Source organism: Microbacterium sp. BH-3-3-3, from assembly GCF_001792815.1.
Classification (GTDB): Bacteria; Actinomycetota; Actinomycetes; order Actinomycetales; family Microbacteriaceae; genus Microbacterium.
In genome coordinates, this window is sequence record NZ_CP017674.1 from 2,406,833 (window position 1) to 2,431,905 (window position 25,073).

A 25,073-nucleotide genomic window follows, 5' to 3' on the forward strand; every position below is an offset into this window, starting at 1 on the left:
CCCGTGGTGCGTACAGGCCCCGGCCGCGACCCGCGGCCGCGTCGTCACGCGTCGCGGCGCGCGCCCTCCGAGGGGGTGACCGTGAAGATGTTCGGAGCGCGGAACCCGGATGCCGCGAACGCGGCGCGCACGGCCTCGGTCGCCGCAGGGAGGAGGTCGGTGGAGATCAGCGCGATCGCCGCTCCGCCGAAGCCGCCGCCGGTCATGCGGGCGCCCAGGGCGCCCGAGGCCAGCGCCGTCTCGACGGCCAGGTCGAGCTCGGGGACCGAGATCTCGAAGTCGTCGCGCATCGAGACGTGCGAGGCGGTGAGCAGGTCGCCGATGGCGGAGGGACCGTCGGCGTCGAGGGCGGCGACGGTGTCGAGCACGCGCTGGTTCTCGGTGACGATGTGCCGCACGCGGCGGAAGGTCACGTCATCGAGGATCTCTGCGGCGCGGGGCAGATCGTCGACCGTGAGGTCGCGCAGTGCCGGCACGTCGAAAGCGGCGGCGCCCTTCTCGCACGAGGCACGGCGTTCGCGGTAGCCGCCCGAGGAGTGCGCGTGCTCGACCAGCGTGTCGACGACGAGGATCGACAGCCCCGCCTCGGCGAACCCGAGCGCCACGGGGCGGGTCTCGAGCGTGCGGCAGTCGAGGAAGGTCGCGGCGTCCGCGACGCCCAGCATCGACGCCATCTGGTCCATGATGCCCGTCGGGGCGCCGACCGCGTCGTTCTCGGCCACGCGGCCGACCCGGGCGAGGGCGACCTTGTCGAGCCCGGCGCCCCACACGTCGTCGAGGGCGGAGGCCACGGCTCCCTCGATCGCGGCCGACGACGACAGTCCGGCGCCGACGGGGACCTCCGACGCCAGGGCGAGGTCGACGCCGCGGGTCACGGCATCCGGGGCCGCCCGCCGCAGCGCCCACGCGACGCCCAGCGGGTAGCCCGCCCAGTCGAGGCCTCCGGCGGCGATGCGCGCGTCGAGGTCGGCGAGCGACACCTCCACGGTGTCGTCGGAGAACGTCGAACGCACGCGGATCAGGTCGTCGTCGCGCAGGGCCACGGCGGCGGCGGTGCGCTGGGCGATCGCGAAGGGGAAGACGAAGCCCTCGTTGTAGTCGGTGTGCTCGCCGATGAGGTTGGCGCGACCGGGGGCCGACCACACTCCCGCGAGGGGGCGATCGGTCAGCGTGGCGAGAAGGGTGCGGGCGTCGTCGACGGCGGTCATGCCGTCACCTCCGGAACGGTGTCGAGGGCGGCGCGCAGACGCTCGGCCTGCGACTCGGGGGTCACGTCGCCGATCCAGGCGCCCATGGCGGCCTCGGATCCGGCGAGGTACTTCAGCTTGTCGGCGGCACGGCGGGGCGAGGTGATCTGCAGGTTGAGGCGCACGGCTTTGCGTCCGCGCCCGACCGGGGCCTGGTGCCACGCGGCGATGTAGGGCGTGGGGGAGTCGTACAGCGCATCGATGCCGCGCAGCAGCCGCAGGTAGAAGGGGGCGAGCTCGTCGCGCTCGGCGTCGGTGGTCTCGGCCAGGTCGGCGACGTGGCGGTGCGGCAGCACGTGCACCTCGACGGGCCAGCGCGCGGCGAAGGGCACGAACGCCGTCCAGTGCTCGCCCCGCAGCACGACGCGGTCGCCGGCCGACTCGAACTCGAGGATGCGCTGGAACAGATCGTTCGAGCTGCGCGAGATCGTGTCGAGCAGGCGGTGCGTGCGCGGGGTGACGTACGGGTAGGCGTAGATCTGCCCGTGCGGGTGGGCGAGGGTGACCCCGATCTCCTGCCCCCGGTTCTCGAACGGGAACACCTGGCGGATGCCGGGCAGAGCCGACAACGCCGCCGTGCGGTCGGCCCACGCTTCGATCACGGTGCGGGCGCGGGTGCGCGAGAGCGAACCGAACGAGCCCTCGTGCGCGGGACTGAAGCAGACGACCTCGCAGCGACCGACCGAGGTGCGGGTGCGACCGAGTCCGAGGTGCTCGAGGTCGTCGTCGCCGCGCGGCGGGTCGACGGCGGCGGGAACGTCGCCGAGCGCGACGTCGAGCGCGGGACCGAACGACGGGGACTTGTTCTCGAACACCGCGACGTCGTAGAGCGACGGGATCTCCGACGGGTTCGTCGGCGTCTGCGGCGACAGCGGGTCGAGATGCGCGGGGGGCAGGAACGCGCGGTTCTGGCGGTTGGATGCCACGGTGATCCAGTCGCCGGTCAGCACGTCCTGGCGCATGGTCGCGGTGGTCGGCCGCGGGTCGAGCGTGCGGGCGTCGACCGAGCGCTCGGCGCCGAGCGCGGTGCCGGGATCGTCGAAGTAGATGAGCTCGCGGCCGTCGGCGAGCAGCGTCGGGCGCTTGACGACTCCGGCGCCGAGACGCACCGCGGAGGGGGTGTGCATGTTCACGATAACACGCTACAACGCGGCCATGCTATCGTCAACATCGAGGAGAATGATGCGCGTATCCATGGCCGACGTGGCCGTCCGGGCCGGGGTCTCGGCGCAGACGGTGTCGCGCGTGGCCAACGGCAGCCCCCGGGTCGATCCGGCCACCCGCGCCCGCGTCGAGAAGGCCATGGCCGATCTCGGCTACCGCATGCATCGCGCCGCCCGCGCCCTGCGCACCGGCCAGACCTCGACCATCGGCCTCGTCGTGTCGACCCTCGCCTCGGTCGGCAACTCCCGCATGCTGCAGGCGATCTCCGAGGCGGCCGAGGCCCGCGACTACGCCCTCGCCGTCGTGACGGTCAAAGAACGCGGCATCCGCGACGCCTTCGCCCGGCTGCGCTCGCAGGGCGTCGACGGCGCCGTCGTGCTGAACGAGGCGACCGAGCTGGCGCGCGACGTCGAGCCCCCGGCCGATCTGCACCTCGTCGTCGTCGACTCCCCGCCCGACCCGCGTTTCTCGATCGTGCAGACCGACCACGCCGCCGGGGCGCGCGCCGCAACAGAGCACCTGCTGTCGCTCGGCCATGACACCGTGCACCACCTGGCCGGTCCGGTGCGCTCCTTCGCCGCCGCCGAGCGCGAGCGCGGGTGGCGCGCGGCCCTCGTCGAGGCCGGTGTCACTGTGCCGGAACCGGTCCGCGGCGATTGGACCTCGGCCTCGGGTCACCGCGCCGCGCGTGCGCTGGTCGAGGCCTCCGCCGTCTTCGTCGCGAACGACCAGATGGCCCTCGGGGCGCTGCGGGCCTTCGCCGAGGCGGGACGGCGCGTGTCCGACGACATCGCCGTGGTCGGTTTCGACGACATCGTGGATGCCGGCGAGTACCGGCCCCCGTTGAGCACCGTGCGCCAGGACTTCGACGCCCTCGGCGTGCGCGTCGTCGTCGCGCTGATCGCGGCGATCGAGGGCGGCGAGCCGGCGGCGGAGTCGGTGCCGACCTCGCTGGTGGTGCGCGAGAGCAGCGTCGCGGGCTGAGGCCGTCGCGTCCGTCGCGCCCCGTCTGCCGGGCAGCGCTCGTGCCGGGCCGGGCGTGGGGCGCGATCGGTGCAGCGGGGCGGTCACCGTGCGCCCCGGTGCACGGAATGCGCCCCAAACTCGCGGAACCCGCCCGCCCGCGGCGCCCCGCCCGCGCGCCGCGCCTGCCGCGCTGTGGCCGGTGCCCGGCTGCGTGTGGGGCGCGATCGGTGCGGCGGGGCGGTCAATGTGCGCCCCGGTGCACGGAATGCGCCCCATAGCCGCCGCGCCCGCGCGCCCCGCCCGCTGGGCCTGCCCGCTGCGCCTGCCCGCCCGCCGCGCCTGCCCGCCGCGCCTGCCGCGCAGCGGCTCGTCCCGGGCTGCGTGTGGGGCGCGATCGGTGCAGCGGGGCGGTCACCGTGCGCCCCGGTGCACGGAATGCGCCCCAAACTCGCCGCGCCCGCCCGCCCGCCGCGCCTGCCCGCTGCGCCTGCCGCGCAGCGGCTCGTCCCGGGCCGCGTGTGGGGCGCGATCGGTGCAGCGGGGCGGTCAATGTGCGCCCCGGTGCACGAAACGCGCCCCATGGCCGCCGCACCCGCCCGCCCGTCGCGCCCGCCCGCCAAGCCCTCACCCCACCGACCCGCCCGCCCGCCCGCCCGCCCGCCCGCCGGGCGGGGCGCTCAGGCGGCCGGTGCCGTCGCGGGCAGGTCGAGGGTGACGGTGGTGAACTCGCCGGGCACGCTGTCGATGTGCACCGTGCCGCCGTGGGCGAGGGCGATGGACCGCACGTTCGTGAGCCCGAGCCCGAACCCCTGGATCTCGCGCGAGCGTGCGAGCGGGGTGCGGTAGAAGCGGTCGAACGCACGGCGCTGCTCGGCGTGCCCGATGCCGGGCCCGGTGTTGGTCACGGCGATGCGCACCCGTCCCTCGCAGACCCCGTGGGCGACGGTGATGGGGCGGGAGGGGATGCCGAACTTCACGGCGTTCGTGAGCAGCTCGCGAATGGCGACCACGAGCTGGGCGCGGTCGGCATGGGCGTGCGAGGGGCCCGTCGAGGTCGTCTCGATCGTGTGCGCGTGCGTCTCGGCGAGCGAGGTGACGCCGCGCACCGCCGCGGCCACGACATCGACCAGGTCGACGGAGGCGGGGCGCAGGGTCTTCTCGCTCTCGCCCGCGGCGAACAGCTCGCCGACCCGCTGCGTCAGGTCGGCGGTGCGCCGCGTCGCGACGTCGACGTAGCGGCGCAGGGTGACCTGCTCGGGGTCGATCGCCTCATCGATGAGGTCGAGGAACCCGGTGATGCTCGTGAGCGGGGTGCGCAGCTCGTGCGAGACGGTGTGTAGGAACTCCTCGCGCACCTCGATCGCCTCGGCGAGCTCGGTGACGTCGTGGATCACGACCACCGTTCCGAGGATGCGCCCGTCGGGTCGCCGCAGTCGGCTCGACGAGACGAGCACGGCGGCCTGCGACCCGGCCGCTCCCCACCACTGCAGCTCGTCGACGACGGTCTCGCCCGACAGGGCGCGGGGGAGGACCTGCGCCCGAGGGGGGATCGGCGTCGCGCGATCGGCGGCGAGCACGTGGGGTCCCGCGAACGGGCGGGTGTCGAGGTCGAACCCGCCCAGCTCGGCGAAGCGGTGCGCGCGCGTATTGGCGACCTCGAGCCGATCGGTCGGTCCGTAGAACGCCACCCCCGCGCTGACGGTGTCGACGATGGCGCGGGCGACCGTCTCGGCATCCCGTGCCTCCTCGAGGGCGGCGGCCTGTGCGCGATACGAATCGGCGAGGCGCCGGGAGTTGCGGCGGAGGTGCCGCGCGGCCACGAACACGATGACCGCGACGCCGACGATGAAGGTCGGCAGGGTCACGACGGTGACCCATTCGACGGCGTTCGCGGGCCACGCGCCCACGTAGGCGAAGCGGAACGAGGTGATGAACCCGGCCCCGAATACGGCGACCGCCATGCCGTACCAGGGGAAGCCGTAGGCGAGCCACAGCACGGGGAAGATCGCGAGGATCGTGACGCTGGGAAAGAGCGCGAGCAACTCGGCGCGCAGCAGGGCGACGGCGAGCAGGTCGAGACCCGCGACCGCCATCATCCACGCCAGGGGGAGGCGCTCCCACGGCACGACGAGCGCCGCCACGGTCGCGACGAGGGTGACGGCGAGGCCGGCGACGACGACCCCGGTGGTGGCGATCGAGGGGACCGCGAGACCGGCGACGCCGACGAGGAACGCCACCCCGAGCGTGAAGGGGAGCTGAGCCCGGAGGAAGACGCGGAACCGCCCCCGCGGGCTGACTTCCATCTCGAACAGCGGCACCGTCGTTTCCCCACTTCCGCTCGACGAGAGAGGCCTTCTCTGACCGTACTTCACCGGGAGCGCGGGGAAGTGGACCTGTCGTGTCGACCGGTCCGTCGCGTCGCGCGGACGTCGGCCGCGCGACCTACTCCTCGCGCGGCCCGAGCGACGGTGCCGCCACGAACCGTGCCACGGGCTCGAGCACCTGCTCGAGCTCGAGCACGACGATCTCGTTCGCGCCGGCCCGGGTGACGGGGGCGGGCACGTACATCGTGTTCTGCGGGACGGTGCGCCAGTACCGGCCGAGGAAGAACCCGTTGACGAAGGCGTAGCCCTTTCCCCAGGCCGCGGTGTCGAGGAAGAGGTCGGCCGGAGCGTCGAGCGAGAAGGACCCGCGCAGGGCCGAGCGGCCCACGACGCCCGAGTCCGAGCCCGAGCGGGCGGCCGCGATGGCCGTCACCTCGATCGGGGTCGAGGTCCACCCGGTGAGCGGCTGCCCGTCGATCGTCACGTCGCCGATGAGCCCCTTCGCCTCGCCGAGACGATCGGCGTAGTTCACGCGCCCCTGGTCTTCGACGAGCACCGTGAGGTGCGCGCCCGCGGGGATCGCGAGGGCGCGCTCGTGCAGCGACCGCGACAGTCGCCCGACCGGCACGCCGTCGACCTCGACCCACGCGAGGTCGCGCACCTCGCCGAAGACGAGGATTCCCGCCGCGTCGTCGAACGCGGGCAGGTCGACGTCATAGCGCACCAGCGCGCCGAGGTGTCCGAGCTGCTCGAAGCTGGCGGGGGCGTCGGTGATCGCGGCCTCGCCGGCCTCCGGCATCCACTCGCCCTCGCCGGTCAGGGCGACCTCGAGCGCGGGGGCCGCCGCACGTTCGGCGGGCACCTCGCCCTCGACGGGGGCGTACCGGGCGATGACCTCGCGGAAGGCGTGGAACTTCGCCGTCGGGTGGCCCGACTCGTCGATGGGCGCGTCGTAGTCGTAGGAGGTGACGATGGGGTCGAAGCGGCCCTTGTCGTTCGCGCCGTTGGTGGTGCCGAAGTTCGTCCCGCCGTGCACCATGTAGATGTTCACCGAGGCGCCGGCCGCCAGCAGCACGTCGAGATCGTGGGCGGATGCCGCGGGGTCGGTCGTGTGGTGGATGCTGCCCCACCAGTCGAACCACCCGTCCCAGAACTCGCTGCACATGAGCGGGCCGGTGGGCTGGTGTTCGCGCAGCGTCGTCAGGCGCTCCTCGGAGCGCGAGCCGAACGAGCCGGTGAGGTGCAGCTCGGGCAGGCTCCCGGCCTCGAGCATCCAGGGCATCGGCTGGTCGACGGTGGTCAGCGGCACGGTGATGCCGGCGTCCTTCGTCACCCGCACGAGCTCGCGCAGGTACTCCTTGTCGGAGCCGTACGCGCCGTACTCGTTCTCGATCTGCACGAGCACCACGTTGCCGCCGCGGTCGATCTGGCGGGGAGCGACGATCTCGTACACGCGGCGCAGGTACTCCGTCACCGCCGCGACGAACTGCGGTTCGGAGCGACGGATGCCGATCCCCGGCGTCGAGGTGAGCCACACCGGCAGCCCCCCGTTGTGCCACTCGGCGCAGATGTAGGGCCCGGGGCGCACGATGGCGTGCAGGCCCGCGTCGGCGATGAGGTCGAGGAAGCGTCCGAGGTCGTTGGCCCCGGTGGCATCCCACTCGCCCTGCACGGATTCGTGGGCGTTCCACGCCACGTAGGTCTCGATGGTGTTCAGGCCCATGGCCTTGGCCGTGCGGATGCGATCCGCCCAGTGCTCGGGGTGGATGCGGAAGTAGTGCAGCGTCCCCGAGATGACCTGGTGCGGTCGCCCGTCGAGCAGGAAGTCGGTCTCGCCGATGGTGAAGGTCGTCACGGTGTCTTTCGGGTGTCAGTCGACCAGCCGCGCGCGGATGCGCGCCCAGGCCAGGGCGGGGAGGGTCAGGCGCAGGATGCCGTCGTCGCCGACGCTCACGGGGAGCTCGGCGGGGGCGACGGGTTCGGCGTCGGCGGAGTTGGTGGTGTGGCGGTCGCCGCCCGCGGGGATCGTGACGACGACCGCCTCGACGTCGGCGATGGCGCCCAGCTCGAGCGCGACCTCGGTGGGGGCGTCGAGGTCGCGGTGGGCGAGGAACACCGACACGTGCTCGCCGTCGATCGTGGCGACCGCGTCGACGGCGTCGACGGTGCCGTGGCGGGCGGTGTCGATCGTGGCGCCCTCGACGAGGGGGACCACGACCCGGCCCGATGCCGCTTCGGCGGTGAGCTTGAAGGGGTGGAACGTGCTCTGGCGCCAGGCGGCTCCGCCGTCGGGCTCGGTGCGGATGGGGCCGATGACGTTGACCAGCTGCGCGAGGTTGGCCATCGACACGCGCTCCGACCGGCGGATGAGGGTGATCAGCAACGACCCCACGACGACGGCATCGGTCACGGTGTAGTCGTCCTCGATCAGGCGGGGGGCGATCGGCCAGTCGCCGGTGAACACGCGCGGCTTGTCGACCTCGTTCCACCGGGTCTGGTTCCACACGTTCCATTCGTCGACGCTGATGCCGACGGTGCCCCCGTCGGGGGTCGTGGCACCGACCTCGTCGATGATGTCGGCGACGTCGCCGATGTAGCGGTCGAGAGCGGCGCCGCTGGCGAGGAAGCTCGCCGGGTCGGCCGGGTCTTCCTCGTAGTACGCGTGCACCGAGATGTGGTCGATGAGACCGGCGGTGTGGGTGAGCACGCCGCGCTCCCAGGCGCCGAACGTGGGCATCTCGTGGTTCGAGCTGCCGGCGGCCACCAGCTCGACGGTGGGGTCGATGAAGCGCATCATGCGGGCGGTCTCGGCGGCGAGGCGGCCGTACTCGTCGGCGGTCTTGTGGCCGATCTGCCAGGGGCCGTCCATCTCGTTGCCGAGGCACCACAGCCGGATGCCGAAGGGCTCGTCGCGGCCGTTCGCGCGGCGTCGTTCGCTGAGCGCGGTGCCGGCGGGGTGATTGGCGTATTCGAGCAGGTCGGCGGCCTCGGCCACTCCCCGCGTGCCCAGGTTCACCGCCTCCATCAGCTCGACGCCGGCCGCGTCGGCCCAGGTGGCGAATTCGTGCAGACCGACCTGGTTGGTCTCGGTGCTGTGCCACGCGGCATCCAGGCGCACCGGTCGGTCGGTGCGGGGGCCGACGCCGTCTTCCCACCGGTAGCCCGACACGAAGTTGCCGCCGGGGTAGCGCACGACGGTGGCACCGAGCTCGCGTACCAGCTCGAGCACGTCGGCGCGGAAGCCGTCGGCGTCGGCGCTCGGGTGCTCCGGCGAATGGATGCCGTCGTACACGCAGCGACCCATGTGCTCGACGAACGAGCCGAACAGGCGGCGGGGGACGACGGCTCCGACGGCGGTGCGGTCCACGACGATGCGGGTGGGGGTGCTCATGGGTTCTCCAGGCGGGGGAACGGGTGGGGCGGGCCGCATGCGAACGATGCGACCCGCCCCCGGGAATTGCTTACTTGTTGACCGAGAAGCCCTGGTCGTTGCCGTACTGCACGAGCTGGTCCTGCCAGGCGGTGAGGCCGGCGTTCAGGTCGCTCTTGTTGGCGTAGGCCTGACCCACGGTGTCGCCGTAGATGCTGTTGGCGTACACCTGGAACGGCAGGTAGCTCCAGCCCTCGCGCACCTCGCTCGAGGCCTGCGTGAGCACCTGGTTGATCTGCTGCCCACCGAAGTACTCCGACTCCTTGTCGACGAAGGCGGGGTCGCTCAGCTGCGCGGTGGTCGAGGGGAATCCGCCCGACTCGGCGAAGATCTGCAGGCTCTCCTCGTCGTTGTTCAGCCACTTGAGGAAGCCGGCTGCCAGAGCGGGGTTCTTGCTCTGCTTCGTGACGGCCTGGCCGCCACCGCCGTTCTCCGACGTCACGGCCGTGCCGTCGTAGGTCGGGATCGGGGCCACGGCCCACTTGCCCGCGCCGTCGGCGACCGAGGACTCCAGCACACCCGGCATCCAGGCGCCGATCACGAGCGAGGCGATCGAGCCGTCACCGAGGCCCTTGAACCACTCGTCGCTCCAGCTGGGGGTGTCCGAGATGAGGCCGCCCTCGATGAGGCGGTTCCAGTTGTCGGCGAACTTCTTCGAGCCATCGTCCTGCAGGTCGATCGCGACGTCGGTGCCGGCGTCGCCGGAGGTCGTGAAGGGCGTGCCCCCGGCCTGCCAGATCATGCTCGTGGTGAAGCCCGAGTCGCCGGTGTCGGCGGTGATGAACTTGGTGGGGTCGGCGGCGTTCAGCTTCTGCGCTGCGGCGTAGTACTCGTCCCAGGTGGTGGGCACGGCGATGCCGAACTGATCGAAGACCTCTTTGTTGTAGAACAGGGCCATGGGGCCCGAGTCCTGCGGGAGGCCGTAGATCTTGCCGTCGAAGTCGACGGAGCCCCAGGTGCCGGTGCTGTAGTCGTCCTTCAGGTCGGCGAACCCGTACGACGACAGGTCGACGAGCGAGTCCGAGAGCGCGAACTGGGGGAAGGCGTAGTACTCGATCTGCACGACGTCGGGGGCACCCGAGCCGGCCTTGATCGCGTTCTGGAGCTTGGTGTACTCCTCGGTGTTGGTGCCCGCGTTGACGTAGTTCACCTTCACGTTGGGGTACTTGGCCTCGAAGGCGGCGACCTGCGCCTCGGCCGAGGGGGTCCACGACCAGTACGTGAGCTCGCCGCCGGCCTCGAGGGCCTTCTCGATGTCGTCGGCGGTGCCGGCGGCGGCGCCGCCGCCGGTGTTGCCACCCGAGCAGGCGGTGAGCGCGCCCACCGTCAGGGCGGTGGCGGCGACGGCGAAGACGGCCCGCCGGGCGGTGCCAGAACGCATGAATGTCATCGGATTCCTCTACTTCGTTGTTGTGGATGTGGTGCGGGTGCAGACGCGGTGCCCCGAGAGGGGCGCGCGCGTTCAGGGGGAGTCAGGGGGTCATTGCTTGACGCTGCCGGCGCTCAGGCCCGACTGCCAGAAGCGCTGCAGCAGCAGGAAGGCGGCCACGATCGGGATGATCGACAGCAGCGCGCCGGTGATCACGAGGTTGTAGATGGGCTGCGCGCCGACGCCGGTGGCCTGCGCGTTCCACTGGTTCAGACCGACCGTGAGCGGGTACCACTGCGGGTCGCTCAGCATGATCAGGGGCAGGAAGTAGTTGTTCCACGTCGCCACCACCGCGAACAGCAGCACCGTGACGATGCCGGGGGTGAGCAGACGGATCGAGATCGTGAAGAACGTGCGGAACTCGCCCGCGCCGTCCATGCGGGCGGCCTCGAGCAGCTCGGTGGGGATGGCGTCGGTCGCGTAGACCCAGATGAGGTACAGGCCGAACGGGCTGATGAGCGAGGGGATGATGATCGCCCACGGGGTGTTCGTGATGCCCAGCTGGCTGAACAGCAGGAAGGTGGGCACCGCCAGCGCCGTGCCGGGCACCGCGATCGCGCCGAGCACGACGGCGAACACGGCCTTGCGCCCCCGGAAGTTGTACTTCGCCAGGCCGTAGCCGGCGAGCGTGGCCAGCAGCGTCGCCCCGCCGGCGCCGACCGCGACGTACAGCAGCGTGTTGCCGAGCCACCGCAGGAAGATGCCGTCGCGGTAGGTGAGGGTCTGCGCGATGTTGTCGAAGAGCGCGAAGCTGTTTCCGGGGCCGAGCCCGAAGGTCGTGAACAGGTCGGGCTGGGTCTTGGTGGCGTTGATGACCAGCCACGCCAGCGGCACGAGCGTGTACAGCAAGTACAGGCCCATGACGATGCCCAGCACGATCGACTTCTTGCCCTGGGTGGGCGAGGTGCGGGCGAAGCGGCGGCGGGTGCCGCCGGCACGCGGGGTGGTCACCGAGACGGTGTCGGTGCGGGGTGCGGTCGCGGTGGTCATCGCGCCTCCTGACGTGAGCCGCGCAGCTGCACGACGTAGGCGATGACGGCGGTGATGACGCCCATGATGATGGCGATCGTGGCCGCGTAGTTGTACTGCTGGCCGGCGAACGAGAGGTTGTAGGCGTACATGTTCGGCGTGAAGAACGTCGAGATCGTGTTCGGGGCCAGCGGCTTGAGGATGTTCGGCTCGTTGAAGAGCTGGAAGCTGCCGATGATCGAGAAGATCGTGGCGATGACCACGGCACCGCGGACCGCCGGGATCTTGATCGAGAAGATCGTGCGCCAGGCGCCCGCGCCGTCGATCGAGGCCGCCTCGTACAGCTCGCCCGGAATGGTCTTGAGTGACGAGTAGAAGATGAGCATGTTGTAGCCCACGAACTGCCAGGTCACGATGTTGCCGATCGACAGCAGCATCCATTCGGGGAGGAACGGCTGGACCACGTTCCCGCCGAGCAGATCGTTGAGGTTGCGGGTCAGGCCGAACTGGTCGCCGTAGATGTAGCCCCACATGAGCACGGCCACGACGGCGGGCACCGCGTAGGGCAGGAAGATCACCATGCGGTAGAAGCCGGCGGCGTGCAGGCGCGCACTGTCGATCGCGAGGGCGGCGGCCAGGGCCAGCAGGAGCATGATCGGCACCTGCACGACGAGGAAGATCGAGACCCGGCCCAGACCGTCCCAGAACTTCTCGTCTCCGAAGGCGGTGACGTAGTTCTCGAAGCCGACGAACGCGTTGCCGCCGACCAGCTGGTCGCGGAACAGGCTGAGGTAGATCGAGTACGCCAGGGGCGCGAGGAACACGAGCGCGAACACCACGGCGAAGGGGGCGACGAACAGCCAGCCGCGGTCGTCGATTCGGGTGCGCCGTTTGCGCCGCGGGGTGCGCAGCGCGGGCGGGGGTGCCGCGGTGGTCGTCATCGTCCAGTGCCTCTTCGTTGATGCGCATTCGGGCCGGGCGGTCGGAATGTTGACGTAAACATAACTCGACCCCCGCTAAGGTGTCAACGTCAACATCCCGAGGGGGCAGGCATGAGCGAGACGACGACGGCGTCGACCGCGACACCGGCGCGAGAGCGCCGGCGCGAGGTGTCGATGGCCGATGTGGCCGCCGCCGCCGGAGTGTCGGGCCAGACGGTCTCGCGCGTGGCCAACGGCCGCACCAACGTCGATCCCGATACGCGTCAGCGCGTCCTCGACGCCATGGCGTCGCTCGGCTACCGCCCCAACAGTGCGGCGCGAGCGCTGCGATCGGGCCGGTTCCGCAGCATCGGCGTGATCATGTTCTCGCTGAGCTCGTACGGCAACACGCGCACGCTCGATGCGCTCGCGTCGATGGCCGCGGCATCCGGGTACTCCATCACCCTCATCACCGTGCACTCGGCCTCGCAGTCCGACGTGTCGGGGGCGTTCTCGCGTCTGCGCGAACACGCCGTCGACGGCGTGGTGATCCTGATCGAGACCCACCGCCTCGGCGAGAACGAGTTGTCGCTGCCCACCGGGCTGCCCGTGGTGGTGGTCGACTCGAGCGCCGACTACCCGTACGCGGTCGTCGACAACGACCAGGCGCAGGGCGCCCGTCTGGCCACCGAGCATCTGCTCGACCTCGGTCACGCGACCGTCTGGCACGTCTCGGGGCCGCCGGAGTCCTTCGCCGCCGAGCGTCGCCGTCACGCGTGGCACGCCGCCCTCGAGGACCGCGGACGCCGTGTGCCCGCGGTGCAGATCGGTGACTGGACCGCCGACTCGGGGCATCGCATCGGCGCCGCCCTCGCGCACGACACCGCCGTCACGGCGGTGTTCGCCGCGAACGATCAGATGGCGCTCGGCGTGATCCGCGCCCTGCACGAGGCCGGCCGCGACGTGCCGGGCGACGTCAGTGTCGTCGGCTTCGACGACATGCCCGAGGCGGCCAACTTCTGGCCTCCACTCACCACCGTGCGCCAGCGCTTCGAGCGCGTCGGCGAAGAGGCGATGAGCGCGTTGATCGCCGATATCGAGGGCACCGGGGGAGAGCACGCCCGCACGCTCGTGCCGACGTCGCTCGTGGTGCGCGCGAGCTCGGGTCGCCGCGGCTGAGAGCGCCCTCCTCGTGCCGGGGGACGGGGAAGAGCGGTGTCGTGGTGAACGCTCGTGACGAGACGGCCGACACGATCGAACTGCGTTGCACCGACGAAGGGCCGCGTGATCGCGTCGAGCCGGCGGGCGAGCTGTGGGGGTGGGCGACGTCGCTCATAACGGCCCCTGAGGGCGTCGTGCGAACGCGGTGTGAGGGCAATCGGGATCTCAGTCGTGCACGGGCGCCTGGGTGGCGTGGATGGGGAGCTCTCCCGCTGGGCGAACAAGGGCCGTCGGCCCGGGGTCGGTGAACCCGAACTGCTCATAGAGGCCGTGCGCGTCGCTCGTGAAAAGCGTCCAGCGGAAATGAGCGCCGGGGCCGTCGTCGATCATCGCCTTGACGATCCTCTTACCCAGACCGTTTCCGCGATGCTCCTCCAGCACGATGACGTCGGCAAGATACGCAAAACCGAGGCCGTCAGACACGGCGCGAGCGAAGCCGACCTGCTCGCCGCTTTGCGCGTCGTAGGCCCCGATCACTCGCCACGCCTCACGAATCTGAGTGGCGACGTCTTCTCGGCTGCGCCATTTCCCCCAGTAAGCCTCGCGCAGCGCACCCCAGACCATGTCCGTGTCGACACGGTCACGGTCGTCGTCAACGAGGTAGCTCACCCTGGCACTTTAGAGCGGGTTCGGCCGTCCGTCATCACGCGGGTTCCCCTCGGCTCGAACGGCTCGCCGCCGTTGTGCGGGACTTCTCCTCGAGCAACCTGGTGATATCGAAGGCGAGCAAGCGGGTTCGAACTAGTCCCTCTCCAGCCGCGATGATCGCCAACGACAGAGGGACCGGGCTCAATCGGCCCGGTCCCTCTGTGCAAATTCGTCCGTGAAACGATCGACGTCTACATTTCGTATGCCTCGGCGAGCTGAGTGGATAGGAACACTGACCACGGGATGTCAGAGAGGTCAGCGGCGTTCGTGCGTATGCCGCGACGCTGCGCGGCCTCCGCGTACAGGTCCCAGGGAAATGCGTTGGGTTCGAGGGCCTCTGATTGAACGAGGGTCACGACTTCGGTGACGACTTCGCGGGCAGGCCGTTTCCACGAGATTGGCTCGGTGGGACCGTGCCGGTATCTCGAGAGGCCCCGGTCCATGTCCAGTCGAATGAGAGACCCATCTGACAAGCGGAGGAACTGCGTGATCTGCATCAGCAGTAGTCGTTCGTCAGGAGCATGTGTCGCTTCGTCCAGGTCACACATGATCACCAGGGCGGTCACGGTTGCCGCAGAAATATCGATCGGGGCAAGCTGAGCGGAGTTGGGTGTGACGTGGACATCGCTCACGGGGCCATACCTTGATGGGGGGTCGAGGTGGGTCATGCTGGCGAGCAGTTCAAGTTCTTCGCGGTGCTGTAGTGCTTTCCCGGGGGCAGGAAGTGTCCACGGTACGGGTCATCGCGCATCCCGTCTGTAGTCCGAAAGGGGGACCGCATTCGCGCTGATCTCCCGCGCCGTCTGACACCGCGTCCGGCGGTACGGTGTTGGCTATGCGGCGTCGACTTCTCGTCATACCCAGTGCGTTTGTCATCGTCGTCTTGGCTCTCACCGGGTGTGCGTCCGGTGCGAATGTCGTCCCGGGCGCCGGAGACGAAGATCGGATTGCTCCAGTTCAGCCCAGCGAATCTTCCGCGGGTGTCGCGGGAGATGCCGCGGCGCTCGCGCAAGCCCAGGCATGGCTCGACGCGGCGAACCTCCCACCGGGAGCGGTACGCACGGACACCTCGCCCGGCGATTTCAACTCCTACACCGGGTGGCCATGCGGCCCCTACGAGCAGTCGGAAGGATTCTGGGTCATCCCCGACACGACCGTGGTCGACGCGGCCAATTGGCTGATCGAGAACCCCACCGCCGACCTCGTTACGACGAACTTCGCTCCCGCGACCGAGGAACGGGGACCGGTCGATTCGGCGGTCGTCGGATACATCCCCGCGCCCGGTGCGCAAGAAGGGATCGTCTACACGCTCGCGAAGAAGGAGGGGGACGTTGCGATCCGGGCGGAGGTCGCCGCACAAACCGACACCGCCTCCTGCCCTCCACTGCCCGACGGCTCGACGTATGGGGCACCCGGACAGGGGTAACGCACTCGGGGTTTTCGGCGTCGCGAGCGTGCTCCCGATGCGAAACCGATCGGTTTCGCAAGATTGAGGGCGCCCGCAGGTGAAGGGCGTCTAGCGACGGCGGCGAAGAAGGGCGACGGCGAGCGTCGCGAGCAGGCCGACGAGAGCCACGGGCAAAGTGAAGCCGGTGAGAACGATCGTCGAAGTCCACACCGGCAGCTCGGATGGGGGACTTTCCCCGCGTGATGCTGCCCCTATCGACCAGCCGATGACCCACATGGAGACGATGAGGGCGGCGAGCATGAACCCCAGGCCGACCGTCACCCTGCGGCTGAGGCGGGTGAGAGCCTTGCCGGTCGCTCGGCACAATCCGCCCGCGGCAGCAAGCAGCAGAAGACCAAAGACGACAGTGATGCCTTCCTCGCCCTCATCGCTCGTGCCGCTGAGCGTCGTGAAGCATGCCACGCCAAGAATGGCCGCGAAAGCGGCCCAGGGGATGATGGCGGATGCGGTGGCGATGCCAGCCCATCGGTCTATCGAGGGTTCCGGATGCACCGCTTCAAGGTCCCCCGCGTCGGCCGTCACCGCACCAACGTAGCTTGCGAACTGAGACGATCCCCGCTGATCAAGCGGAGCGCCCCGCGAGGTGATCGCCGTTCGTTCACATGGACGAACCGCAGCCACTCATGCCTAGCTGCTCGTACGACTGTTAGTGCACGATTCTCTCGACGCCGGCGGGGGAGAATCCACACCGCGGGGCGCCCACCTCACCCAAAGGAGGTCCGCGATGTGCGCGCGCGTCGGGTTGGTGTAGCCGCCTCTCCGCCCACGACGCGCGGGAGGACCGTTCGGTCGAAAGTCGTTGCGCTCGTCGCCGGGGCTCGCCTAGGCTCGATGTTGACGTCAACATGTTGACGTCAACATCCCCCCACAGGCCGCATCGGAGCGGCCGGAACGGAACCGACGATGACGTCTCGTGTCCTATCCTTCACCTGCGCCGCGGCCCTGGTCGCCGGCGCCCTGACCGTCGGGTCGGCCTCCGCGCCGCCCCCCGCGCGCGCGGCCGACGACCCCGCGGCCGTGCGCATCACCCCGAATCCCGCGTCGGCCACCGAGGCCTTCGAGGGGTGGGGAACCAGCCTGGTGTGGTTCGCCAACGCCACCGGCAACTACCCCGCCGACGTGCGGCAGAAGCTCTTCGACGCCGTCTTCGGCGACGAGGGGCTGAACCTCAACATCGCCCGCTACAACGTCGGCGGCGGCAACGCCTCCGACGTGCCGCCCTACCTGCGCCCGGGTGGTGCGGTGCCCGGCTTCTGGAACCCCGAGCTGCCCGCGACCGACGCCGAGGGCGAGATCACCTCGACCTACGCCGACCGCGACCGCTACCGCGAGGCGTGGAACTCCGACGACCCGACCCACTACGACTTCTCGGCCGACTCGGCCCAGCGCTGGTGGCTCGACGCCCTGAAGGACAAGGTCACCCACTGGGAGGCCTTCAGCAACTCGCCTCCGTACTTCCTCACCGACAGCGGCTTCGTCTCGGGCGGGATCAACGACGCCACGAGCGAGCAGCTCGCCCCCGCCGACATGGACGCCTTCGCCGGGTACATGGTGAGCGTCGTCGACGAGCTCGAGAGAGCCCACGGCATCCGTTTCGACACCATCGACCCCTTCAACGAGCCGAACACGAACTACTGGCAGACGCAGATCCCCGAGGGCGCGACCTGGCCCACGGGCGGTCGCCAGGAGGGCGCGCACATCGGCCCCGAGCGTCAGGACGAGATGATCGGCGCGCTCGCCGAGCGCCTCGCCGCCGGATCGACCACCACGGATGCCGTGATCTCGGCGATGGACGAGACCAACCCGGGCATCTTCGCCACGAACTGGAACACCTGGTCCGAGGCGTCGAAGGATGCCGTCGACCAGCTGAACGTGCACACCTACGGCACGGGCGGGCGCCCCGTCGTCCGCGACATCGCCAAGGCGTCCGACAAGCCGCTGTGGATGAGCGAGGTCGAGGGCAACTGGACCGACACCGGCCGCGGCTTCGTCACCGACGACATCGAGAACGGACTCGGCATGGCCTCGCACATCGTGGGCGACTTGCGCGAGCTCGAACCCGAGGCGTGGGTGTTCTGGCAGCCGGTCGAAGACCTCTACAACATGGAGAAGGTCGAGAAGCTCAACTGGGGCAGCGTCTTCATCGACTTCGACTGCAACGCCGAGGGTCTCTCGGAGCGCCGCATCGCCGACGGCGACGCCGACCCGAGCTGCCAGGTGCTCACGAACGAGAAGTTCAACACCGTGCGCAACTTCACGCACTACATCCAGCCCGGCGATCGGCTCATGGCCACCGACGACACGAACTCGACCGCGGCCATCGACGCCGACGGACAGGGCGCGTCGATCGTCCACGTCAACGCCGACGACACCGAGCAGGTCGTCGAACTCGACCTCCGCGGCTTCGGCGAGATCGCCGCGGGCGCGACGGTCACCCCGGTCGTCACGACCCAGTCGACCGCTGACGAGCCCACCGTCAACGCGCTCCGCGCCGGCGACGCCGTGACCGTGGACGCGGCATCCGGCATCGCGACCCTCACCGTGCCGGCGAAGTCGGTCGTCACGTTCGAGGTCGACGGCGTCTCGGGTGTGGCTGCCGACGCTCCGGCGTTCCGCGACCAGGACCGCGTGCAGCTCGTCGGCGTGCAGAGCGGACTCGCCCTGCAGGGCGGATCGGCCCTCACGATCGACGAGGATGCCGCCACCCCCGAGGCCGCGAGGGCGCAGGGGTGGACCGTGCGCACCGTCGACGGCGCCGGGACGAACCGTCACCGCTTCACCCTCGAGAACGGCGACGGGCTGTTCCTCGGTTCGCGCGACGGGGCGACCGCCCTCGTCGACACCGACCCCGCCACCGCGGCGGCCGACCCGGCGACGCAGTGGATGGGCTCGACCCTCGACGGCTCGACGTACTCGGTGCTCAATGTCGCGGCCGAGCGCGTGCTCGACGTGGGCGGCGAGAGCCGCGAGCCGGGCGCCGGCGTGGGGCTGTGGACCTCGAACGGCGCGGGCAACCAGACCTGGCGTCTCGTGAGCACCACCGCCGTCGCCAGCGACCCGGTCTCGGTGGCGACCCCGGTGGGCACGGCTCCCGTCCTGCCCGAGACCGTCACGGTCCGCTACGCCGGGGGAGTGGGGCGCACGGCCGCCGTCACCTGGAACACCGACGGGCTCGATTTCGGGTCCGCCGGCACCGTGACGGTGCCCGGAACGGCCACCGAGGTGTTCGGCGCCACCGTCGAGGCCCGCGCCGAGGTCGAGGTGGGGGCGTTCACCGTCACCCGTCCCCGCTCGGTGACGGTCGTCGAGGGCAGCGCCCCGGCCGCCGTGCAGGCGCAGGCCGACGACACCGTGCTCGCCGAGATCCGCCCCTCGGGCGAGGGATACCCGGTTCCGGTCGAATGGGCCTGGGGCGACCTCGACGACGACGCCTTCGCCGAGCCCGGCACGGTGGACGTGGCCGGCACGACTGACGACGGGCTCGACGCGCGTCTGACGGTGATCGTCACGACCGCAGTCGACCGTAACGTCGCACCCGACAGCACGCCCTCGGCCACGTACACCGAGACCGGCTATGGGGTCGAGCGCACCATCAACGGCGACCCGTCCGACAAGGGCTGGTCGAACTGGCGATCGGATGCCAAGAACCCCCGCGACACCCTCGGCTACGCGCTCGCCGCCGACGAGACCCTGCGCGGAGTCTCCGTGCAGTTCTATCGAGACGGAGGCCCGAGCTGGGCCGACACCGTGCGCGTCGACCACCGCATCGACGGCGGCGCATGGGTCGAGGGCGAGCCGGTCGCCGTGCCGGTGCCCGAGGCCGGTGCCCCGAGGGTCGAGGTGCCCGTCGAGGGTGCCCGCGCCGATGAGGTGCGGGTCGTGCTCGAGGCGCGCGAGAACGAGCACATGATCGTGTCGGAGGTCGAGATCCTGGCCGACGCCCCCGCGCCCGCCGGCCTCGCCGACCTGGCGCGCCTGACGGTGGGCGACGAGCCGGTGCCCGGCTTCGACCCCGCGGTCACGGAGTACGCCTCGACGGTCGAGGGTGACGCGCTGCCGTCGCTGTTCGCGCTCGCCGTCGACGAGGACGCGGTCGTCGAGATCACGCAGCCCCGGGATGCCGCGGGCGTCGGCACCGTGCGGGTCACCGCCCCCGACGGCACGGTGCGCACCACCACGGTCACCGTGACCCTGGCCGAGCCGGGCACCCCCGGTGAGCCGGGGACGCCGGGTGAGCCGGGGACGCCGGGTGAGCCGGGGACGCCCGGGGATCCCGGCGCTCCGGGTCAGCCGAGCGCTCCCGGTCAGCCGGGCGGTGGCGACGCGGGTCAGGGACAGAACCCCGACGGCGGGGATCTGGCATCCACGGGTCAGGACACCGCGGGGATGACGGCCCTGTTCGCCGTAGCGCTGCTGCTGCTCGCTCTCGGAGCGGGCGTGCGGATGGCCCGCCGCCGGTCCCGGGCCTGAGCGCGGGCGCGTGAGGCGCCAGGAATCGTCGCTTCCGGAAAGTCTCGGGCGACGATTTCTGGCACCTCGCGCGAACCCGCGGGTCAGCGGGGTGCGGGCTCTGGGCGGTGGATGCCGCGCGGGCGGTAGCCCAGGGCGTCGGAGCACTCCAGGAGGTCGGCGAGGTACCAGACGATGGCGAGCCACATCTCGGTGCCCTGCATCCCCGGATCGTCGCCGTCGAGGCGGAACGCCATCCCGGCTCCCGTGCGCCAGCCGCTCAGCGCGTGGCGCAGCAGGTCGGCGGCCAGGGTGCGCACCTCGTCGGTGCGGTATCCGTTCGCCCGTGTGAGCCACAGGGGGTGGGCGATGTCGAGCACCGTGCACGCGTCTCGGCGCTCGGGCCGTATCCAGCGGTCGTTGCGCGCGTGACGCAGCACCGTGTCGACGACCGCTTCGGGGTGGGCGACGTCGACGCCGAACTGCGCCACGGTGCCGCGCGCGGCGCGGTAGAAGCCGTTGACCAGCAGCCGCAGGTCGCCGTCGGCGCCTGGTCGGCCCCACATTCCGGTGCGGGCGTCGGCGCGCAGCGACAGCCACCCGAACAGGGTCTCGGCGAACGCCGGGGGAACGGCATCCGCCCGGCGCAGGCTCCAGTGCAGCGCGGTGCCGATCGCGTCGACGTGATGACCGGCGCGCCAGGGGTCGTCGCCCCACGGCAGGGCATCGAGGCGCGCGACGAGACCGGCGGCGTCGGCCGCGACGACGTCGGCCAGGGGGTGGGCGAAGCCACCGCCCAGCAGGTCGAGGGCGTAGCCGGCGCTCAGCACGCCGTACGCCGCGTCGGGAGCGTCCCACAGCGACGCCGCGTCGGTCATCAGCCCGGTGTCGGCGCGTTGCTGCGCCCCGAGCACGTCGATCCAGTCGGCGCGGTCGGCACCCGCGGGCGGGCCGCCGTGCAGCAGGGCCGAGAGCTCGATCGCGTCGCAGGTCGCCCGCAGCGACGCGGGCGCGTCGGGGCGATTGCGGAACCCGCCGTCGACGGCTCCCCGCTCGAGCACCGACGACAGTTCGGCGCGCGCCACGTCGGCGAAGCGCGCGAGGTCGTCACGACGCGGATCGGCGACCGCCGTCGGAGCCACTCGCCAGCGCAGCACCCGGGCCGGGTTGCCCCCGACGATCGCCCCGGCGGCGACGTCCTTGGTGACCACGGCTCCCGCCGCGAGCACGGCGTGGTCGCCGACCGTCACGCCGTCGAGCACGATCACGTGCGATCCGATCCAGACGTCCGACCCGATCCGCACGCCGCGTGAGGTCAGCGGCTGGCGGAAGACCTCGGTGCCCGGTTCGAACGAGTGGTTGAAGCCGATGATCGACGTGTGCGCCCCCACGCGGACCGCGTCGCCCAGGTGCACGTCTCCGCGCACGACCGTGTACGGGTTGATCGAGCAGTCGGCGCCGATGCGGACCGAGCCGGTGAGGTAGGCGCCGAGCGCGACGTACGAGCGGTCGCCGATCGAGAAGGCGTCGGGGTCGACCCCGGCGTGCTCCGACACGAAGACGTCGGCCCCGATCCGCCAGTCGGGATGGGCGGCGCGCAGGGCCGCGAGGTGCGCCCGCTGGCGATCCCGGTCCTCGGGTGCGGCGTCGCCGTCGAACGTCCACGGCGAGAAGTCGTACGACGACGGCGCGGTCATGACCGCGGGGCCGCCGTGGAGGCACGCACGTTCAGGCGCGGGCTGAGCTGCACGCGATGCACGGGGCGATCGGGCTCGGCGATGCGCCGGGCCAGCAGCTCGACCGCCGCCTCGCCGACGCTCGCGCGCGGCGGACTGACGGCGGTGAGCGCCGGGGTGAAGAGCTGGGCGACCTCGTCGTCGTACGCGATGATCGACAGGTCGTCGGGCACCGAGATGCCGCGCGTCAGTGCGAGATCGACGAAGGCCATCGCCTCGGGGTCGGAGTGCACGAGCAGGGCCGTCACGCCGGTGGCCAGGGCCGAGTCCAGCGTGGCGTTGACCACGTCGGAGAAGTCGGGGCTCGTGCGGTCGGGCAGGGTCTGCTCGAAGTGATCGGCGGGGGTGAGGGCGAGCTCCTCGCAGGCGGTCTGCCACCCGCCGGCGATCTTTCGCGAGGTGGGCGAGTGCCGCGAGAGGATCAGCCCCACCTTGCGGTGTCCGAGGGTGGCGAGGTGACGGGCGGCGAGCAGGGCGCCGAGCGCGTGGTCGGTCGTCACCGACTCCCTAGGGATGCCGCCCGCTCCCGGAACCGCATCGCGTTCGACCAGCACGCTCGGCACCGGGCAGTCGGAGAGCCAGCTCATGACGTCGGCGGCGTGCGCCGTGTCGGTGTTGGGTGCGACGACCAGTCCGCGCACGTCGCCGTTGGCGACGAGACGTTCCAGCACGGGCCGCTCGTCCTGCAGCTCGTACGAGGCGCCGCGCAGGAGCATCTTGTAACCCAGGCGCCGACCGGCCGTCTCCATGCCCCGCACGACACCCGGCCAGTAGTAGGCGAGCGACGGAACGAGCACGGCGATCGATCCGGTCTGCGTCTCGTCGGCGCGGGTGGCGGGTGCCGGAGTGTTCGCCCCGGCGACCGCGCCGCCGTGCACTCGGCGCAGCACCCCCTCTTTCTCGAGTTGGGCCAGGTCGCGCCGCAGCGTCACCGTGGCGACGCCCAGGTCGTCGGTGAGCTGCGAGATGCGCACGGCACCGTCGTTGTGCAGGGCGCTCAGGATGTGGGCGCGGCGCTCCGCGGCGAGCGGCTGGTGCGGGGTGGTGTCGGTCATCGAAGATCCTCGGTCGGTGTGTCCAGTTCTACCGTGAGCTGAACGTGAGTGCGCGACGCCAGGGGAAGGGCGAGGTGGGTCAGCCGCTCGCCCCACACCTCGGTGAGCAGCGGATCGTCGAGCTCCCGCACCTCCGCCGTCACCTTGATGTCGCTCGGCCAGCGCAGACGCACCGGACGAGCCCCCTCGATCGGGACGACGCGGGCGCCCCCGCGCTCGAGGGTCACCTCGCCCGCGACGAGCAGATGCGCGCGCGTGTCGTCGGCGGTGGGGGCGTCGTCGCTGAAGTGCCAGGCGTCGTCGATCTCGATGCGTCCGCGGGTGCGGTCCAGCGCCGCGCGGCGCCGCCACGACGCGAGCCCCGCGTCGGGATAGGCGTCGGCCAGGTCGACGCGGAAGACGGCGAGGTCGTCGGTCGCCTCGGCGTGCGCGTCGCGGGCGACGGCATCGGCCCCCGCCGGCTGGGTGACGCCGCGCACGACGGGCACGTTGTGCCACGCGCTCTGCATCGTCCAGATGTCGTAGCGGTCGGGGCCGAACGTGGCGGCGGTGTAGGTCGGGCGCCCGGCGTCGACCAGGACGGGCACCCCGTCGACGGCGACGACGACGGCGCCCACGTCGTTGTGGTTGTGGTGCTCGCCGTTGTGCCCGCCCTTCGCGACCAGGGCCAACCCGTCGCTCGATCCGGCGCGCTCACGGGCGAGGAACACCTGCGTGGAGGGCAGCCAGACGTCGCGGGGGAGCGGGGGCGGGGCGGGGGATGCCAATACCCAGGCGGGATCGGTCAGCCCGCGCAGCAGCCGGCCCAGGCCCTCGCGCTCGGTGGCGGCGGGGGTGCCCGGACGGCGGTGCGAGGCGGCGAGGGCCGCGGCCGCCGTGTCGCCGTGGCGCCGGGCGGCGCGGTGCAACGCGTGCCACGGCTGGTCGGCGGGGGGTCGGGCCTGCCCGTCGGCGTGGTTGACGAACCAGTCGCCGCCGAGGTGCGAGCGATGGGGGAAGGCGACGGTTTCGCGCAGGGCCGTCACCGCGGTGGTGTCGACCGCGCCGTCGGTGGCGTGCGCGAGGACGTCGAGCGCTTCGAGGGCGCGCGCGGCCCCGTTCCACCAGTAGGCGTACCCCTCGTCGATGGCCCCGTCGGCGGGGAGGACGGCGACGTAGCGGTCGAGACCCTCGACGGCCAGGGCGACGATCCGGTCGCGCTCGATGGCCTCATCGGGCCGGTCGAGCAGGCGCAGGGCGGCGACGATGACGTTGCCGTGGATCCAGGGGTTCCAGTTGTGCACGTCGCCGTCGAGGCCGATCCAGTGCCAGTCGCGGCGCCGCTGGAACGGCGCGAACACGCGCGTGCGGGCTTCGTGGCGGATGCGCGCGCGGAGCCTGGGGGCGCGGGCGTCGAGCTGTTCGCCGAGCAGGTGGTCGATCCAGGCGAGCTGCGCGACGACCTCCCCCGCGCCGAGGTCGACGAAGGGATCGGTCACCGTGGCCAGCACCGAGCCGTGCACGCTCCGGGTGTCGTCGTGGGCGGGCCAGCACCACGAGCTCTGCTCGCACAGCAGCACGACGCCGTCGACGACCTCGTCGATCCAGGTCTCGTCGAGGGTCGCGGCTGCGGCGACCGCGGCGCGGCTGAGGCGGCGCTGCCTCTCGAAGGCTGCGTCCTCCCAGGCGGTGCGGTCGCCGTCGCGGTGCACGCGGGCCGCGTCGCTCGCCCGGGGCTGCGGCCAGGGCGTCGCGCGCTCGCCGCCGGCGCGGGCGACGAGGTCGTCGATGCCGATGCGATCGGCCGATCCCGCCCGCGGGTCCCACACGGAGCGGTCGGATGCCGGGGGCACGGGCAGGGCCTGGGCGGGCGCTCGGAGCGTGATGCCCTCGACGAGCGTCGCGAGCGGCCTGCGGAAGGCGGCGGTGGGGAACGGCATCGGTCTCCTTCGAACGGGATGGTCCCGCTACAAACGATCATAAACGATCATGAAGATTCAGAAAAGATGTTGTGGTGTTGTTTTTTGATTGATACGCTCGCCAACGTTCACCACTCCCGTGTCGGTGA

General features: G+C 71.4%; 18 protein-coding genes. 4 read left to right on the forward strand and 14 right to left on the reverse strand.

What is annotated here, in order from left to right; all coding sequences use genetic code 11:
* Positions 1-44: 44 nt before the first annotated feature.
* Entirely contained in the window at positions 45-1,208 is a 1,164-nt protein-coding gene (gene galK / locus BJP65_RS11095; RefSeq protein ID WP_070409188.1) for a galactokinase, read from the reverse strand.
* Complete coding sequence (gene galT, locus BJP65_RS11100) at positions 1,205-2,374, reverse strand: galactose-1-phosphate uridylyltransferase (protein WP_070409967.1); 1,170 nt, start codon at positions 2,372-2,374, stop codon at positions 1,205-1,207. Before galT ends, galK begins: the two co-directional genes overlap by 4 nt.
* A gap of 55 nt (positions 2,375-2,429) precedes the next feature.
* Between galT and BJP65_RS11105 the strand changes: the two genes are divergently transcribed.
* Positions 2,430-3,395, forward strand: coding sequence for a LacI family DNA-binding transcriptional regulator (locus tag BJP65_RS11105; protein ID WP_156784946.1), 966 nt, complete (start codon positions 2,430-2,432; stop codon positions 3,393-3,395).
* A 659-nt stretch (positions 3,396-4,054) separates the two neighbouring features.
* Here BJP65_RS11105 and BJP65_RS11110 read toward each other — a convergent pair.
* From BJP65_RS11110 to BJP65_RS11135, 6 genes are all read right to left on the reverse strand, one after another.
* Entirely contained in the window at positions 4,055-5,695 is a 1,641-nt protein-coding gene (locus BJP65_RS11110; RefSeq protein WP_070409190.1) for a cell wall metabolism sensor histidine kinase WalK, read from the reverse strand.
* A 124-nt stretch (positions 5,696-5,819) separates the two neighbouring features.
* Positions 5,820-7,556 (reverse strand): beta-galactosidase family protein, encoded by a 1,737-nt coding sequence (locus BJP65_RS11115; protein WP_070409191.1) that lies wholly within the window; start codon positions 7,554-7,556, stop codon positions 5,820-5,822.
* Positions 7,557-7,571: 15 nt separating this feature from the next.
* Positions 7,572-9,092, reverse strand: a complete 1,521-nt coding sequence (locus BJP65_RS11120) for an alpha-N-arabinofuranosidase (protein ID WP_070409192.1) — start codon at positions 9,090-9,092, stop codon at positions 7,572-7,574.
* Between the two features lie 70 nt (positions 9,093-9,162).
* Positions 9,163-10,521: a sugar ABC transporter substrate-binding protein gene (locus BJP65_RS11125; RefSeq protein WP_181015920.1), complete on the reverse strand. Its 1,359-nt coding sequence runs from the start codon at positions 10,519-10,521 to the stop codon at positions 9,163-9,165.
* 90 nt (positions 10,522-10,611) lie between these two features.
* Positions 10,612-11,421 carry a carbohydrate ABC transporter permease gene (locus BJP65_RS11130; protein WP_055940671.1) on the reverse strand — a complete coding sequence of 270 codons (810 nt, stop codon included), beginning with the start codon at positions 11,419-11,421 and terminating at the stop codon, positions 10,612-10,614.
* Positions 11,422-11,546: 125 nt separating this feature from the next.
* On the reverse strand, positions 11,547-12,470 hold the full coding sequence (locus BJP65_RS11135) for a carbohydrate ABC transporter permease (protein ID WP_070409193.1): 924 nt from the start codon (positions 12,468-12,470) through the stop codon (positions 11,547-11,549).
* A gap of 111 nt (positions 12,471-12,581) precedes the next feature.
* Here BJP65_RS11135 and BJP65_RS11140 point away from each other — a divergent pair, with 111 nt between their 5' ends.
* Positions 12,582-13,628 carry a LacI family DNA-binding transcriptional regulator gene (locus BJP65_RS11140; protein WP_070409194.1) on the forward strand — a complete coding sequence of 349 codons (1,047 nt, stop codon included), beginning with the start codon at positions 12,582-12,584 and terminating at the stop codon, positions 13,626-13,628.
* 207 nt (positions 13,629-13,835) lie between these two features.
* On the opposite strand, the gene BJP65_RS11145 is transcribed toward BJP65_RS11140, so the two are convergent.
* Entirely contained in the window at positions 13,836-14,279 is a 444-nt protein-coding gene (locus BJP65_RS11145; RefSeq protein ID WP_258027463.1) for a GNAT family N-acetyltransferase, read from the reverse strand.
* Between the two features lie 230 nt (positions 14,280-14,509).
* Positions 14,510-14,950 (reverse strand): hypothetical protein, encoded by a 441-nt coding sequence (locus tag BJP65_RS11150; protein WP_156784880.1) that lies wholly within the window; start codon positions 14,948-14,950, stop codon positions 14,510-14,512.
* Between the two features lie 251 nt (positions 14,951-15,201).
* On the opposite strand from BJP65_RS11150, the gene BJP65_RS16600 reads away from it, so the two are divergent.
* Complete coding sequence (locus BJP65_RS16600) at positions 15,202-15,744, forward strand: hypothetical protein (RefSeq protein WP_156784881.1); 543 nt, start codon at positions 15,202-15,204, stop codon at positions 15,742-15,744.
* Positions 15,745-15,834: 90 nt separating this feature from the next.
* Here BJP65_RS16600 and BJP65_RS11160 read toward each other — a convergent pair whose 3' ends face one another.
* A complete protein-coding gene (locus BJP65_RS11160) occupies positions 15,835-16,308 on the reverse strand; it encodes a hypothetical protein (protein ID WP_070409197.1) in 474 nt (157 codons plus the stop codon).
* Between the two features lie 381 nt (positions 16,309-16,689).
* Here BJP65_RS11160 and BJP65_RS11165 point away from each other — a divergent pair, with 381 nt between their 5' ends.
* Positions 16,690-20,256, forward strand: coding sequence for a glycoside hydrolase (locus tag BJP65_RS11165; RefSeq protein WP_070409198.1), 3,567 nt, complete (start codon positions 16,690-16,692; stop codon positions 20,254-20,256).
* Positions 20,257-20,339: 83 nt separating this feature from the next.
* On the opposite strand, the gene BJP65_RS17100 is transcribed toward BJP65_RS11165, so the two are convergent.
* Genes BJP65_RS17100 through BJP65_RS11180 form a run of 3 tightly spaced genes read right to left on the reverse strand, consistent with a single transcriptional unit; the run spans position 20,340 to position 24,945 of the window.
* On the reverse strand, positions 20,340-21,932 hold the full coding sequence (locus tag BJP65_RS17100) for a DapH/DapD/GlmU-related protein (protein WP_070409199.1): 1,593 nt from the start codon (positions 21,930-21,932) through the stop codon (positions 20,340-20,342).
* Positions 21,929-23,026, reverse strand: a complete 1,098-nt coding sequence (locus BJP65_RS11175; protein ID WP_055832907.1) for a substrate-binding domain-containing protein — start codon at positions 23,024-23,026, stop codon at positions 21,929-21,931. Before BJP65_RS11175 ends, BJP65_RS17100 begins: the two co-directional genes overlap by 4 nt.
* Complete coding sequence (locus BJP65_RS11180) at positions 23,023-24,945, reverse strand: heparinase II/III family protein (RefSeq protein ID WP_070409200.1); 1,923 nt, start codon at positions 24,943-24,945, stop codon at positions 23,023-23,025. Before BJP65_RS11180 ends, BJP65_RS11175 begins: the two co-directional genes overlap by 4 nt.
* Positions 24,946-25,073: the final 128 nt, after the last annotated feature.